This window comes from Vibrio sp. Y2-5 (assembly GCF_014596725.1).
In the GTDB taxonomy this organism is placed as follows: Bacteria; Pseudomonadota; Gammaproteobacteria; order Enterobacterales; family Vibrionaceae; genus Vibrio.
On sequence record NZ_JACVEG010000001.1, the window covers coordinates 101098 to 116257 of the forward strand.

A 15160-nucleotide genomic window follows, 5' to 3' on the forward strand; every position below is an offset into this window, starting at 1 on the left:
GCGGACTTTTTAACAAAAGTCCAACAAACCCAAAAACAAAATATCAATAGTTTGAATTAATTATTGGTGAGCGAATTTGATCGTGTATAAGTTTATCGTTTGCGCTGCAAAAAAAAGTCGAATACCTCACACCAAATCACATTTTTTTGTAAAGGAATAAACTAATTAGCCATAAATGTATGTTTATTTGTTAATTCCTAGCGTTTACAAGAAATTAGACTCACCAAAATTGTGATTCTCATCACCAAAATAGTGCAAGATGACGATGTGGTTACTTTATTAAACGCTGTTTTGCTAGCGTTCAGTTCACTAAGCAAATGGTAAGCCAACTTATTGGTTATATGTAAGGATGAATCTATTTCTAATTAGCACGCTATTAAATGTGCTATTGAATACAAGTTTGTAGTGCGGTTGACTGAAAAATGTAACATTCGAGCGTGATGGAGCGCTCATGTTTTAACTTGATATAAAATCAATGTTTGTCGCTGAATTGGGTATTAAATGTCGAGAAGTTGAGCTTAAAAGTTGAAAACTTGACATCTTCTTTTGTGAGCAAACGGTTGCAGCGCTTTTTAGGGGCTGGGCTACAATTTGTTGGTTATATGTTTCGAATAAGGTCAAATTACCGCAGTTTTGGGCTTTTAATGTGACTTGCTTCTTGTTTTTGAATGTAATGTTTAATCATTACCTAAAAATGCGTGATGCATATATTACTTTTTGTTGTGAGAGATGCGTATAATCGCACCCCGAAAACAACCCAATGTTTAACACGCCAAATTAAACTATAAGGAAGCCATAAACTATGAGTACGTTTATGAGCCTAGTCGGTATGATCGTTCTACTTGCTATCGCAGTATTACTTTCAAATAACCGCAAAGCTATTAACTTAAGAACTGTGGGTGGCGCATTCGCTATCCAATTTGCACTAGGTGCATTTGTACTTTATGTCCCATGGGGCCGCGATTTACTTGCTGGTTTCTCTAACGGGGTATCTAACGTTATTAACTACGGTAATGACGGTACTTCTTTCCTATTCGGTGGTCTTGTTTCTGACAAGATGTTCGAAGTGTTCGGTGGCGGCGGTTTCATCTTCGCTTTCCGTGTTCTTCCAACACTGATTTTCTTCTCTGCACTGATCTCAGTTCTTTACTACCTAGGCATTATGCAATGGGTAATTAAGATTCTAGGTGGTGGTCTGCAGAAAGCTCTAGGCACATCTCGCGCAGAATCTATGTCTGCGGCAGCTAACATTTTCGTTGGTCAAACTGAGGCTCCACTTGTTGTTCGCCCATTTGTTCCAAAAATGACTCAATCTGAGCTGTTCGCGGTAATGTGTGGTGGTTTGGCTTCTGTTGCTGGTGGTGTACTTGCAGGTTACGCTTCAATGGGTGTTCCACTAGAGTATCTAGTTGCAGCATCATTCATGGCAGCACCTGGTGGTCTACTGTTCGCTAAAATCCTATTCCCTGAAGTTGATCAACCACAAGAGAACATTGACGATGCTCTTGAAGGTGGCGACGATAAACCAGCTAACGTTATCGACGCAGCTGCGGGCGGTGCGGCAGCAGGTCTACAACTTGCTCTGAACGTTGGTGCAATGCTAATCGCATTCATCGGTCTGATCGCGCTTCTAAACGGTATCCTAGGTGGCGTTGGTGGTTGGTTCGGTATGCCTGAGCTAACTCTAGAACTTCTTCTAGGCTGGATCTTTGCTCCTCTAGCATTCGTAATTGGTGTGCCATGGGAAGAAGCAACAATCGCAGGTTCATTCATCGGTCAGAAGACTGTTGTAAACGAATTCGTTGCGTACCTAAACTTCGTACCATACGTGGGTGAAAACGCTCAAGTGGTTGCGGCTACTGGTCAGCTAATGTCTGTTAAGACTCAAGCAATCATCTCATTCGCTCTATGTGGCTTCGCGAACCTATCTTCTATCGCGATTCTACTAGGTGGTCTGGGTGGTCTAGCTCCAACTCGTCGTCACGACATCGCTCGTATGGGTATCAAAGCAGTTATTGCTGGTACGCTATCTAACTTGATGGCTGCAACAATTGCTGGCTTCTTTATCTCTTTCTAATTTGATTTAGAGAACGATATATAGACGCCGTTTAATCTCACCCCGTAGCAAGAATATTGCTGCGGGGTGTTTTTGCTTTTCAGAGCATGACAAAGAGTGAATTTTTGTAATGGATTGCATTGAAAAGCCTTGTGTCTCAAGGATGTCAGAATATGACCATTTTTGAGATACAAACCGTTTGCTCTTCGAATGGAGCTACAGTTTTGTGATAAATATCTATACTGTAGTATCTTGCCGAAGGAAGTAAGCGAATATCAAAACGACGTAGCAAGACCAATTGGATAGGTCAACCGCTACGGTGTTTTTGAAAGGCAGAGTGTGTCTGAAACTGACACTGCCTAAAACTTAAACTGAAAGACACCGCAATCACAGATTGTTGTGCCATAGACCCAAATGGGTACTGTGCGGTGACAAGGATAGCAATTGGTGAGCGTTAATACTCACCGAGTCTTCAAGGAACCAAGTCCGTTCATTTGTGGCTATCAAATTAGACGTATAAAAGTCGCCTTGATAGTGAACTAATTGAATATACTGATCGGAGTTAGAAATGAGCGATTTAAAAGCAGCAGCACTACGTGCACTTAAACTGATGGACTTAACAACACTGAATGATGATGACACGGATGCGAAAGTGATCCAGCTTTGTCACGATGCAAAAAGCCCAGTAGGCAATACTGCTGCAATCTGTATTTACCCTCGCTTTATTCCTATTGCTAAGAAGACCCTTCGTGAGCAAGGCACACCAGAAGTTCGCATTGCAACAGTAACTAACTTCCCACACGGTAATGACGATGTGGAAATTGCAGTTGCTGAAACGAAAGCAGCAGTAGCATACGGCGCTGACGAAGTAGACGTTGTTTTCCCTTACCGTGCGCTTATCGCTGGTAACGAGAAAGTAGGTTTCGAACTAGTTAAGCAATGTAAAGAAGCGTGTGGTTCAGATGCTCTTCTTAAAGTGATCATCGAAACAGGTGAGCTAAAAGAAGAAGCTCTAATCAAAAAAGCGTCACAAATCTCTATCGAAGCAGGCGCAGACTTTATCAAAACGTCAACGGGCAAAGTGCCAGTAAACGCAACGCCTGAATATGCACGTATGATGTTAGAAGTGATTCGTGACATGAACGTCGCTGAAACTGTCGGTTTCAAGCCTGCGGGTGGTGTGCGTACAGCTGAAGATGCTCGTGATTACCTAGCAATGGCTGACGAAATTTTAGGTGATAAGTGGGTGGATAGCCGCCACTACCGTTTCGGTGCGTCAAGCCTACTAACCAATCTACTAAATACATTAGAAGTTACAGACGAAAAAGCTGATCCAGCGGCTTACTAATTGTTCTGTTTTACAAGATGGCGCATAGCGCCATCTTCATTTCTAAATAGTAAACAACCATAGCTACCTATCATATAGATGAGGGGGGCTAGGGAGGCACTAATGTATTTAGCTCAAACTTTCTTACCACAAGAGATAATTCGCAGAAAACGTGATGGTGAAATCCTTACCACAGAAGAAATCAACTTCTTCATTCAAGGTGTGGCGAACAACACGGTTTCTGAAGGACAAATTGCAGCTTTCGCAATGGCTGTATTCTTCCGTGAAATGACTATGCCAGAGCGTATCGCACTCACTTGTGCAATGCGAGATTCAGGCATGGTTATCGACTGGAGTCATATGAACTTTGATGGCCCGATTGTTGATAAACACTCGACAGGTGGTGTGGGCGACGTCACTTCATTGATGCTTGGCGCTATGGTAGCGGCTTGCGGTGGTTACGTTCCTATGATCTCTGGTCGCGGTTTGGGCCACACTGGCGGTACTCTTGATAAATTAGAGTCTATCCCTGGCTATAACATCACTCCAACTAACGAAGTGTTTGGTCAAGTGACTAAGCAAGCAGGTGTGGCGATCATCGGTCAAACTGGCGATTTAGCACCGGCAGATAAACGCGTGTACGCAACACGAGATATCACCGCAACCGTTGATAATATCTCTCTGATCACTGCTTCTATTCTTTCGAAGAAATTGGCGGCAGGTCTTGAGTCATTAGTGATGGACGTGAAAGTAGGTTCTGGCGCATTTATGCCAACTTACGAAGCGTCAGAAGAACTAGCAAAATCTATCGTTGCGGTTGCGAATGGTGCTGGCACCAAAACAACGGCAATTTTAACCGATATGAACCAAGTATTGGCGTCTTCTGCGGGTAACGCTGTTGAAGTGCGTGAAGCGATTCGTTTCCTAACAGGTGAATACCGTAACCCTCGTTTACTTGAAGTGACTATGGCTTCTTGTGCTGAAATGCTGGTGCTAGGAAAACTTGCAAAAGACAGCGTTGAAGCGCGTCAAAAACTACAAGCAGTGCTTGATAACGGCCAAGCAGCAGAGCGTTTCGGTAAGATGGTTGCAGGCCTTGGTGGACCAACAGACTTCGTTGAAAACTACGACAACTACTTAGATAAAGCTCAAATCATCAAACCTGTTTATGCTGCCCAATCGGGTGTGGTATCAGCTATGGATACTCGCGCAATTGGTATGGCAGTGGTTGGTATGGGCGGTGGTCGTCGTGTCGCAACAGATACTATCGATTACGCAGTAGGCTTTGATAACTTCATTCGCCTTGGTGAAGTTGCAGATAGCAACAAGCCGTTAGCGTTCATTCACGCTCGCAGTGAAGAGCAGTGGCAAGAAGCGGCAAACGCACTACAAAATGCGATTAAAGTCGGTGGTGAATACGTCCCAACTCCTGATGTTTACCGTCAGATTCGTGCAGAAGACGTGTAGTTCGTTCAGGAAAAGATTGGTGAGGAAAGAATTATGAAAAGAGCATTTATTTTAGTTTTAGATTCATTCGGTATCGGCGAAACCGAGGATGCCAAAGATTTTGGTGACGTTGGCGCAGACACACTCGGTCACATTGCTGATCAATGTGCGCAAGGTTTAGCGGATAATGCAGATCGTAAAGGTCCATTAACATTGCCAAACTTATCTAAGCTTGGTCTTGCGATGGCGCACAAAGAGTCTACTGGTCGTTTGGCTCCGGGACTTGATGACCAAGCAGACATCATTGGTGCTTATGGTCATGCGGCTGAGCTTTCTTCAGGTAAAGATACTCCGTCTGGTCACTGGGAAATTGCTGGTGTGCCAGTTCTTTTTGAATGGGGCTATTTCACTGACAAGCAAAACAGTTTCCCGAAAGAACTGACGGATCGCATTCTTGCTCGCGCAGGTCTGGATGATTTCTTAGGCAACTGCCACGCTTCAGGTACGCAGGTTCTGGATGATTTAGGCGAAGAACACATGAAGACTGGCAAACCTATCTTCTATACTTCTGCTGACTCAGTATTCCAAATTGCGTGTCACGAAGAGACGTTCGGTCTTGATCGTTTACTTGAACTTTGCCAAATCGCGCGCGAAGAACTTGCGGATTACAACATCGGCCGCGTTATTGCTCGTCCATTTGTTGGCGCTGGTAAAGGTCAGTTTGAACGCACAGGTAATCGTCGTGATCTTTCTGTTGAGCCGCCTTCAGCAACTGTGCTGCAAAAGCTGGTTGAAGAGAAGCAGGGCAATGTAGTGTCAATCGGTAAGATTGCAGATATCTATGCAAACTGCGGTATCACTAAGAAAGTGAAAGCAACGGGTATTCCTGCACTGTTTGAAGCAACACTAGAGCAAATTCAACAAGCTGGTGATGACACTATCGTCTTCACTAACTTTGTCGATTTTGACTCAGCTTACGGTCATCGTCGTGACGTTGCGGGTTACGCCGCTGCACTAGAATATTTCGATAAGCGTCTACCTGAAGTTCTAGAATTAATGCAAGAAGATGATGTGCTGATTCTTACTGCTGACCACGGTTGTGACCCTACATGGCAAGGTACTGACCATACACGTGAACATATCCCTGTGATTGTTTACGGTAAGAAAGTGGCTCCGGGTTCATTAGGCCGTCGCGAAACATTCGCTGATATCGGTCAAAGCCTAGCAAGCTACTTTGGCATTTCGCCAATGGATTACGGTAAGAACTTTTTGTAATTTCTTAGGGGCTTAGTTCTATCTTAGTGAGTAGGATCGTATTGAGCCCCAGTTATCAGTTTGGTAAAGGTGCAATTTAAGCGCCTAAAATCATAAGGAATAAGATAATGGCTACTCCTCATATTAACGCTGAAATGGGCGCATTCGCTGACGTTGTACTGATGCCGGGTGATCCACTACGTGCTAAATACATCGCAGAAACTTTCCTAGAAGACGTTGTACAAGTGTGTGACGTTCGCAATATGTTCGGTTTCACTGGCACTTACAAAGGTCGTAAGATCTCTGTGATGGGCCATGGTATGGGTATCCCATCATGTTCTATCTACGTAACCGAGCTAATCAAAGATTACGGCGTGAAGAAAGTGATTCGCGTGGGTAGCTGTGGTGCTGTTAACGAAGATATCAAAGTTCGTGATGTTGTTATCGGCATGGGTGCATGTACGGATTCTAAAGTGAACCGTATTCGCTTCAAAGACCATGACTTTGCTGCAATCGCTGATTACAAAATGGTAAAAGCAGCTGAAGAAGCTGCGAAAGCACGCGGTATCGACGTTAAAGTGGGTAACCTTTTCTCTGCTGAACTTTTCTACACGCCAGATCCATCAATGTTCGACGTAATGGACAAATACGGCATCGTTGGTGTTGAAATGGAAGCGGCGGGTATCTACGGTGTTGCTGCTGAATACGGTGCAAAAGCGCTGACTATCTGTACTGTATCTGACCACATCAAAACAGGCGAAGCGACCACGTCTGAAGAACGTCAAACCACGTTTAACGACATGATGCTTATCGCACTAGATTCAGTATTGATTGGTGATCAAGAAGGTTACTAAGCTTTCTTATCTATTCGCTGATTTATTCTGAACAAAAGAAAAAACCTCAGCTTTGGCTGAGGTTTTTGTTTATATGATGCGTTTTAGCGAACGTTCCCTACGAAACTTTATTCCGCGTTCTGCAGCAGCAGGTTTTCACCTTTCGACTTCGGCTTACGTTTCAGTAGCAGAGTGAACAACACGCCACTGATAAAGCTCATGATAACCATCAGGTACATGTAGCGATCACTCTTACGATAGTGATGATCGGAAATGGCTGTTACCTTACCAGTTTCAAACGTAATGCGAACAAAACCGATCAAGTTACCATCATGTATGACAGGCTCTACAAGTTGCTGACGACCAATACTTGCCGTCTGCAAAGGCGTATCTAAGCCAAGTACTTCTCTTACACTTAGCGCTGAATCACTGGAGGCCAGTTTTACACCTTCAGAATCATAAATTGTTGCATCAAATACTAAGCGGTCTTGAGCAAGTTGATTGGTGAGGTTGAGCAGACGCTCTTGATCCTGCTCTGCGATACTTCTGCCTGCGGTTAGCGAGGCTTGAGTAATCAATACCTTAGTGAGTGTTTCTAGCTGGTTTGCTTGAATACGTTCGTTACCTTTACTGATCACAACACTATTTTTAATTGTGATGACGAACATGCCAATCAACAGCAGTAAGGTTAGTAGGCGAATAACCATACGAAACGAGAACAAAGAACCGTCCATAATCGTGTTAATCCAAAGAAAATCAGACTTTGCACATATTGAGACTTGCGTTTTTAAATTGCAATAGGGTAACGTCTGCTTATACGAAGACATGGATGCCTTAACTATTATGCTAGCTATCAAAAAACATACGTCTCTTATCAATCGTCTGCCTGAAACTCGTTTATCTCGTCAACTAGACAAAAGCAAAGCCAACTGGATTGTTTTTGGCGACTTTTTAACTGCGCAGCAATTTGAAGATATTGATTTCTTTACCGGTTATTACAACGCCATTATTGATGCGTGGAAAGTCGGTCCTTATGAAGTCGCTTTGATGTCAGGTGAGCTGACGGGCGAACATGAGAAAATAATACAGGGTTTAGGCCTAGATTACGCTCGCATCAATGAGGTACCTGATTTATCAAAACCGGGTTTAATTGTGATGGATATGGACTCTACAGCAATCAAGATTGAGTGTATTGATGAAATTGCCAAGCTAGCTGGTGTCGGTGATGAAGTGGCAGAAGTGACAGAAAGAGCGATGCAAGGCGAACTCGATTTCGAACAAAGCCTACGTCAACGTGTCGGAAAACTGAGTGGCGCGGATGAATCCATTTTAGAGTCTGTCCGTTCAACTCTGCCATTAATGGAAGAGCTGGAAGAGCTGGTTGAAACGCTACAAGCATTTGGCTGGAAAACAGCGATTGCGTCAGGCGGTTTCACCTATTTCTCTGATCATTTGAAAGCCATGCTCAATCTGGATCATGCGCAATCAAACACCTTAGAAATTATCAATGGCAAGCTGACAGGTAAGGTGCTTGGCGATGTAGTTACCGCTCAAACTAAAGCGGATATCGTAGAAGAGCTCGCGACTCAGTTTGATATTGAAATGCACAATACTGTTGCTGTTGGTGACGGCGCAAATGACCTTGTGATGATGGAAGCAGCTGGTCTTGGCGTTGCTTTCCATGCCAAACCTAAAGTTGAAGCCAAAGCTCAAACTGCGGTGCGTTATGCCGGGCTTGGTGGGGTGCTTTGCATTCTTTCTGCTGGTCTTGTGAAGCATCAGAAAATTAGCTGGCAAAGCAAGCCGTAAGGTTTGTCTGAGTCTAATTTGAAATACAGAAAAGCGAGGTTGATACCTCGCTTTTTTAATGCCACTCAACTAGATGTTTTTCACTTCCAGCCCCGCCAGTTGATGCCAGTAGCCATTACATTGCTGATTCTCTAACTGGGTTGGGTGACGACCATGTTCGTTTTGCTTGAACTTGTTTAAGTGTTGGAAGGTTTCGACTCCCAGCGGGCTTAAACGAACCACATCGACCAAACCTTCCATACTCGGTAAGTCGTTCATCAGGTTATAACAATAGCCAGACTGAGTTTGAATACCGTTTAAGTTGAAAACGGATTGACCTTCCTGACTGCTGACTTGAATACCGGTTGGATACTTAATACAGCAGGTTTCGCATTCATCTTTCGCTCTGTTCTCTGCGCGAGCAGTGAAACAACGCGCTGAATAGGCGAGAGGGAGATATCCGTGACTAAAGACTTCCACTTCAAACTGATTGCGAATACCGATTTTTTCACACTGAAGCAAAACGTTGTTAAGCCAGTCACGTGATAGCTCAACAGGCATACACCAGCGAGTCATACCTTGCTTTAGAAAGATCTGTAATGCGTAAGCGTTGTAGGTGTTCACTGCCGGACCAACAATGAAAGGAATTCCTTTTTCATGGGCCATCTGAATAGCGGATACATCATTGGCTTCAATCGCGAAGTCACCATTATCAATATACTTCTTTAGTACGTTGATTTCGCTTGGCGCTTCAAATAACGCCATTGTTGAGAGAACCACTTGTTTACCTGCAGAGGAGAGCTCTTTAGCAATATCAAACCAGTGTTGTGGTTTCATTTCACGGCGTTTAGAACAAACCGTTTCGCCAAGATAAATAATGTCTGCACTGCTCTCTTTGGCTTGTTGGTAAAACTTTTCGACGTCTTGTTTTGGCCAGAAATAAAGTAGTGGGCCTAGTGCGTATTTCATAATTTTCCCTTTCTACTGATTACTGCCATTTTCGGTGATATGCACCGAGCGTGGTTTGTGTGCCTTCTGATACGTTTGCAAGAGCGGCATCCCAAGCGCTTTCCACTTGATAGCTTTGAGGGTTAGCAAGATAGCGGTCAATTGCAGCTCGCCAAGTTTGCGTCACTTGTTCCACATACGCTGGGCTGCGTTGGCGGCCTTCAATTTTAACTGAAGCCACATTTGCTGCGAAAAGCTCAGGTAATAGTGAAAGCGTGTTTAAACTGGTTGGTTCTTCTAGCGCATGGTAGCGTTTTTGCTCGCCATCAATGTCCGCCATAAAGCGACCTTTACATAAGGTTGGGTAACCCGCATTTTCGCCTGTAGCGTACTTATCAATAAGGATTTCATTCAGTCGTGATTCTAAGCCTGAATCAGTTTCTTGCCAGCGGACATATTTTGCAGGAGAGCACGCGCCGACCGTATTTGGTGATTCCCCCGTCATGTAAGAAGAGAGGTAACAGCGACCTTCCGACATAATGCATAAGCTACCAAAAGCAAACACTTCGAGATCTACCCCTTCTGGGATATTACGTGAAAGCTGCTTTACCTGATGGATAGAGAGTACGCGAGGCAATACCACTCGTTTAACGTTGAAGTTATTGTGGTAAAACTCAACGGCTTTGACGTTGGTTGCTGATGCTTGAACGGAAAGGTGTAATTCCAAGTCTGGGTATTTGTTCGCAGCGTAATCAAGAATGGCAACGTCAGCCACGATCAAGGCATCAATACCAAGATCCGCAGCCTGATCGACAGCGTTGGTCCATCGTTCAAAACCATCAGGATGAGCGAAAGTGTTTAATGCGACATGGATTTTCTTTCCATGATCGTGAGTATATTGAACGGCTTTGTTCAGTTTGTTGCCTGTGAAATTCAACCCTGCAAAGTGGCGGGCATTGGTGTCGTCTTTGAAGCCGATGTACACGGCATCTGCACCACAATCAATGGCTGTTTTTAGAGCGGGTAAATTACCAGCTGGACAGAGAAGTTCCATTGCTCGGTTACTTATTTTTATGAAAAAGTAACCATATTTTAAAAACAAACAATGAATATCAATTTGATGTAAGGCAGGTTTCAGTGAATAAGAAAAAATTTACTCACTTAGAGTGATTTACGGTGACGGCGATGCTTAGCGAACAGTTCTTCCACTTCATGTTTAGGCTGTGGGCGATGGAAATGGAAACCTTGAATTGAGTGGCAATTCAGGTTGGAGAGTAAGGTCGCTTGTTGTTGTGTTTCAACCCCTTCAGCGACTACCGATAAGTTGAGTGAACGACCAAGATTGATGATGTTTTCGATGACCGTGATCTGTTTTGGCAAGGTATCGATGTCGGTAATAAACGCTCGGTCAATTTTCAATTCATCAATCGGGAAGCGTGCAAGATACGCCAGCGATGAATAGCCGGTACCGAAATCGTCGATAGAGAGGTTGAAGCCCAACTTCTTGATTGCGTTAAGCATTTGTAACGTGTGTTCGCTATCGCTCATCACGGCACTTTCCGTCAGCTCGAAAGTAATACAGCTAGGGTCAAGTGATGTGGTACGCAATAGCTTCTCAAGATAGTCGATTAATTGCGGGTTACCAAACTGCTCCGGAGAGATGTTAATAGCCACTCGTCCTGGAAGAATGCCTTGTTGTTTCCAACGCTTCACTGTCGCAAATACATCACGCATGACCACACGGCCAAGATGTTCAATAAGACCGGCTTTTTCAGCGACCGGAATGAATGCAGCAGGGCTGATGTAGCCTTCAACTGGGTGTTTCCAGCGAACCAGAGCTTCTGCGCCGTTGACGCTGAAATCACGAGCATTCACTTTTGGCTGATACCACACCTCTAAGCCATTCTGCTGAAGGGCTTTTTGCAGTTCAATTTCAAGCCATAAGCGCATACGCGCTTCTTTGTTCATCTGATCATGGAACTTGATAAGGCGGTTACGACCACGATCTTTCGCTTCATACATTGCTGTATCGGCATTCTGTAGCAAAATACGTGCGTCGTTACCGTCACCGGGATATTGCACACTACCAATCGAACAGGCAAGGCGCTTGCTGAAGTGGTGCAAATCAAAAGGTTGGTTGATCAGAGAAATAATGCGTTCGGCTAACATTTCAGCAGAACGGTTGTGTTCTGGCTCTGGCAAAATCAGACCAAATTCATCACCACCTAAATGGCCTAAAATCGCCTGCTGTGGCAGTAAACGTTTCAAACGTGACGAAACTTCCTGAATGACTTTGTCACCGATATGGTGGCCGAGCGAGTCGTTGATATTCTTAAAGTTATCGATATCCAAATACAACATCACCAGTGGTGTGTCGTTTTGAATTAAATGCTCTAAGCGTTTGGTAAAACCTAATCGGTTGTACAAGCCCGTTAATGAATCGACATGGATATCGGTTTGACTGGTGGCGGAAAGCTGTTTCGTCGCTTGAGAAGCATCCTGAATCAAAATCAGCTGGGAGTTGCTGCCCAGAATTTGAGTGGTACCCGCATGCAGTTGTACGCGGCGCTCGAAACCACAGCGTGGGCCTGTTAGACATATCAGTGGGTTGTCTGTTAAAAGCTCACCCAATTTCGCGTTAAACACGCCTTTGGTTTTTTCATCGATAAATAAGCGTGACAGTTCTTCATCCAGCAGATCTGAGGTATCTTCAAATCCCAATAAGCGCGCCGCTGAAGGGTTGGCTGAGATAATGAAATCATCTTCGACTAACAGTAAGCCATCCGGCAATAAAGTGGTCAGGGTCGAAAATTTGTTTTCAGAATCTTCCAGAGAGCGGATAAGAATTTGTTTTTCAGAGGTATCAATGGCATGGAAAACAATGTATTCCACATCTTTTTTGTCACTGAAAATTGGAGAGAGTGAGAAGTGAAGACTCATTTCCATGTCGATGTCATGGAGTGTCATTTCCGCTTCTAGCGTTTCACCATTGAATGCTCTTTGGTAATAACCTTTGAGGTGGTTGTAAAATTGTTCGCCAAGAATTTGCGAATCATTCATCCCAACCAGTTCCGTGGCGGTTAAACCAGAAACATCACAATACCTTTCGTTGACCATGACATAATTATGTTGGTCATCTAAAACTGCAAAAAAGAACGGACTGTTAGACGTTATTTTTGCAAACCAGTGCTGTAAATGTTGCGAAGGCATATGCGACGGCATTAAGAAACTACCAACTGTGTTTAAGCGCTTATTTGTTCAATAAGAATTGTTTAAGAGCGATACGTACTAACTATAACGTTGATTTCACGGTTAGAAAAGCTTCTCTGTGTTGCACAATTTCTTGATGCATAACAGGGTTCGCCACTATCACATCCCGTATGATGAGTTTTCCTAAGACAAAGGTAACGGATAAAGGGCGTGATTAACAACATTCGTATTCAACTAGTTCAAAATGCAGCATCAATTTTGAGATCTCCAGTCCACTTATTGCCTAAGTTTGTGCAAAAAAAAGCCTTACTTGATGGCATGAAAATGGCTTTCCATGAAGCACTTGAAGATGGGGATTTTGAATTCCTAGAAGGCAAGTGGTTAAAAGTTGAAATTCGCGATATGAACCTGTGTTGGTATGTCAGTTATGAAGACGACAAACTTGTAGTTGCAGATAACATCAAAGATGAAGATGTGAGTTTCAGCGGCAACTTGAATGATCTGGTTTTGATTGCTGGTCGTAAAGAAGATCCAGACACGTTATTTTTCCAACGAAGACTGTCAATTGAAGGCGATACGGAACTTGGTCTAGAAGTCAAAAACTTGATGGACAGTGTGGATTTGGAACAATTACCGAAAGCTTTGCAAATTTTACTTCACCAACTCGCCGATTTTGTGCATAAAGGCATGCAAGCACCTAACGCACATAAAGAGGTAGTGAATGCTTATTCGAACTGAGGCTCCAGCCGATATTCTGGTTGTAGACCAATTACTGAAAGCGGTATTTGATACCGAAGCGGAAGCAAATTTGGTAATGGCTCTGCGCGAGAATGGTAACCGTACACTGTCACTGGTAGCCTGTGAAGACGATGGTGAAGTGGTGGGCTTCGCAATGTTTAGCCCGGTATCAGTGGCTGGTGAACACCTCAACTGGCAGGGTTTGGCTCCTTTAGCTGTTAAATCTGAGTATCGTAAACAAGGCATTGGTGCCGAACTGGTGAACGAAGGCTTGGCTTCACTTGGTGAATTAGGCTACCCAGCCTGTGTTGTCCTTGGTAATCCTAGTTACTATCAACGCTTTGGCTTTAAATCTGCCAATCAATTCGGCTTTACATGCCAGTGGGAAGTACCTAATGATGCATTTCAAATTGTCGCATTGTGGGAAAGCGAACTCGACAACCGACAAGGGCTAATCGAATATTGCCCCGAGTTTAATGAGCTCGCTTAAATCGTCTCATTAAGAGGAAGCGTCTGCTTCTGATTTATTAGAATACTCCTATCTAGCTCATCACCTATTAAACAAGAAACTTCGGCTGATTGTTTAATAGGTTTTGTGTTCTCTATGATCTGTGGTGATTCCATAGGAAGTTTGTTAGCATTCGGCTTTAATCATCTGCATTACTTCGCCAACTGGCCCTAACTGATTATTACTATGCCTAATCAAGAGCAACAATACTTACAAGCGATGGGAATTCAAAGCTGGGAATTGATTCATCCTGAGCGTTTGCAAGGGTATCAATCATCGAAAGTAGCCTTAGCTAAAGGCTGTAAATTGTTGTTGGTCAGTGAAACTTATCCGACCCCAAGCGAAGTTACGTTATTTGAAAGAGTGTTGAAGAGCTTCAATGTTGAATTGCAGCAAGCTCAGCATGTTCATTTGCATAATTTGGCGAGTGTAGACCTCTCAAATCTTGAGTGGATTTGGTTTGCTGGTTGTGATGATGCAACTGTTTCAGGCATTAAAAAACTCCAAACCCCGCTTTTATCTGACGTTGATGGTAATACCCAACATCGACGCGATTTATGGCAACAAATATGTTCTTACGAGGCGAATTAATCTTATGTCGATTCAGTTTTTACCTTTAGAAGAACAACATCTGAATGAAGTGTGGCAAATAGAGCAGCAGGCGCATACTCATCCTTGGAAAGAGTCGATTATTCGTCAGTTAGATAGCCGAGGTGCTTGTCACTTTTGTATGTTGCTAGACGATAAAGTGATTGGTTATTTCTACGCGCAAAACATTGTTGGTGAAGTCTCCTTGCTTAATATCGCGATTGATCCTGCGATGCAGGGGAAGGGCTATGGCAAGCAACTGGCGGAGTTTTTCTTAACTCATTGTGAAGTACTTAAATCGGAGAGTGCTTGGCTTGAGGTTCGAGAAAGTAATACTCGTGCATTTGAGTTATATCAGAATCTGGGATTCAATGAGATAGACCGCCGTGTGAACTATTATCCGACAGAAAAAGGCAAAGAAGACGCCATTATCATGAGCTACTACTTCTTCTTGTAACGATTAG

General features: G+C 43.6%; 14 protein-coding genes. 10 read left to right on the top strand and 4 right to left on the bottom strand.

Going from position 1 to position 15160, the window contains the following annotated elements:
* Window positions 1-802: 802 nt before the first annotated feature.
* From HUO09_RS00435 to deoD, 5 genes are all read left to right on the top strand, one after another.
* On the top strand, window positions 803-2077 hold the full coding sequence (locus HUO09_RS00435; RefSeq protein ID WP_167413236.1) for a NupC/NupG family nucleoside CNT transporter: 1275 nt from the start codon (window positions 803-805) through the stop codon (window positions 2075-2077).
* Window positions 2078-2624: 547 nt separating this feature from the next.
* On the top strand, window positions 2625-3404 hold the full coding sequence (deoC, locus tag HUO09_RS00440) for a deoxyribose-phosphate aldolase (RefSeq protein WP_167413235.1): 780 nt from the start codon (window positions 2625-2627) through the stop codon (window positions 3402-3404).
* 102 nt (window positions 3405-3506) lie between these two features.
* Window positions 3507-4850, top strand: coding sequence for a thymidine phosphorylase (gene deoA, locus HUO09_RS00445; RefSeq protein WP_188232681.1), 1344 nt, complete (start codon window positions 3507-3509; stop codon window positions 4848-4850).
* Between the two features lie 33 nt (window positions 4851-4883).
* On the top strand, window positions 4884-6104 hold the full coding sequence (locus tag HUO09_RS00450; protein ID WP_188232682.1) for a phosphopentomutase: 1221 nt from the start codon (window positions 4884-4886) through the stop codon (window positions 6102-6104).
* A gap of 107 nt (window positions 6105-6211) precedes the next feature.
* Window positions 6212-6937 (top strand): purine-nucleoside phosphorylase, encoded by a 726-nt coding sequence (deoD, locus tag HUO09_RS00455; RefSeq protein WP_042480330.1) that lies wholly within the window; start codon window positions 6212-6214, stop codon window positions 6935-6937.
* Between the two features lie 107 nt (window positions 6938-7044).
* Here the strand turns inward: deoD and HUO09_RS00460 are convergent, their stop codons facing one another.
* Window positions 7045-7650 (bottom strand): YtjB family periplasmic protein, encoded by a 606-nt coding sequence (locus HUO09_RS00460; protein ID WP_167413232.1) that lies wholly within the window; start codon window positions 7648-7650, stop codon window positions 7045-7047.
* Between the two features lie 91 nt (window positions 7651-7741).
* On the opposite strand from HUO09_RS00460, the gene serB reads away from it, so the two are divergent.
* Window positions 7742-8725, top strand: a complete 984-nt coding sequence (gene serB / locus HUO09_RS00465) for a phosphoserine phosphatase (RefSeq protein WP_188232683.1) — start codon at window positions 7742-7744, stop codon at window positions 8723-8725.
* Window positions 8726-8794: 69 nt separating this feature from the next.
* Here the strand turns inward: serB and HUO09_RS00470 are convergent, their stop codons facing one another.
* The 3 genes from HUO09_RS00470 to HUO09_RS00480 all read right to left on the bottom strand — a co-directional run bounded on the left by HUO09_RS00470 (window position 8795) and on the right by HUO09_RS00480 (window position 12862).
* Window positions 8795-9673, bottom strand: a complete 879-nt coding sequence (locus tag HUO09_RS00470) for a U32 family peptidase (RefSeq protein WP_188232684.1) — start codon at window positions 9671-9673, stop codon at window positions 8795-8797.
* Between the two features lie 19 nt (window positions 9674-9692).
* On the bottom strand, window positions 9693-10706 hold the full coding sequence (locus tag HUO09_RS00475; protein WP_188232685.1) for a peptidase U32 family protein: 1014 nt from the start codon (window positions 10704-10706) through the stop codon (window positions 9693-9695).
* A 107-nt stretch (window positions 10707-10813) separates the two neighbouring features.
* A complete protein-coding gene (locus HUO09_RS00480; protein WP_167413239.1) occupies window positions 10814-12862 on the bottom strand; it encodes an EAL domain-containing protein in 2049 nt (682 codons plus the stop codon).
* Between the two features lie 210 nt (window positions 12863-13072).
* Between HUO09_RS00480 and HUO09_RS00485 the strand changes: the two genes are divergently transcribed.
* From HUO09_RS00485 to rimI, 4 genes are all read left to right on the top strand, one after another.
* Window positions 13073-13600, top strand: coding sequence for an SCP2 domain-containing protein (locus tag HUO09_RS00485; RefSeq protein ID WP_188232686.1), 528 nt, complete (start codon window positions 13073-13075; stop codon window positions 13598-13600).
* Complete coding sequence (locus HUO09_RS00490) at window positions 13584-14090, top strand: GNAT family N-acetyltransferase (RefSeq protein ID WP_188232687.1); 507 nt, start codon at window positions 13584-13586, stop codon at window positions 14088-14090. Before HUO09_RS00485 ends, HUO09_RS00490 begins: the two co-directional genes overlap by 17 nt.
* A gap of 204 nt (window positions 14091-14294) precedes the next feature.
* Window positions 14295-14699 carry a DNA polymerase III subunit psi gene (locus HUO09_RS00495; RefSeq protein ID WP_167413832.1) on the top strand — a complete coding sequence of 135 codons (405 nt, stop codon included), beginning with the start codon at window positions 14295-14297 and terminating at the stop codon, window positions 14697-14699.
* A gap of 4 nt (window positions 14700-14703) precedes the next feature.
* Window positions 14704-15153, top strand: coding sequence for a ribosomal protein S18-alanine N-acetyltransferase (gene rimI, locus HUO09_RS00500; protein WP_188232688.1), 450 nt, complete (start codon window positions 14704-14706; stop codon window positions 15151-15153).
* The last annotated feature ends 7 nt before the right edge of the window (window positions 15154-15160 follow it).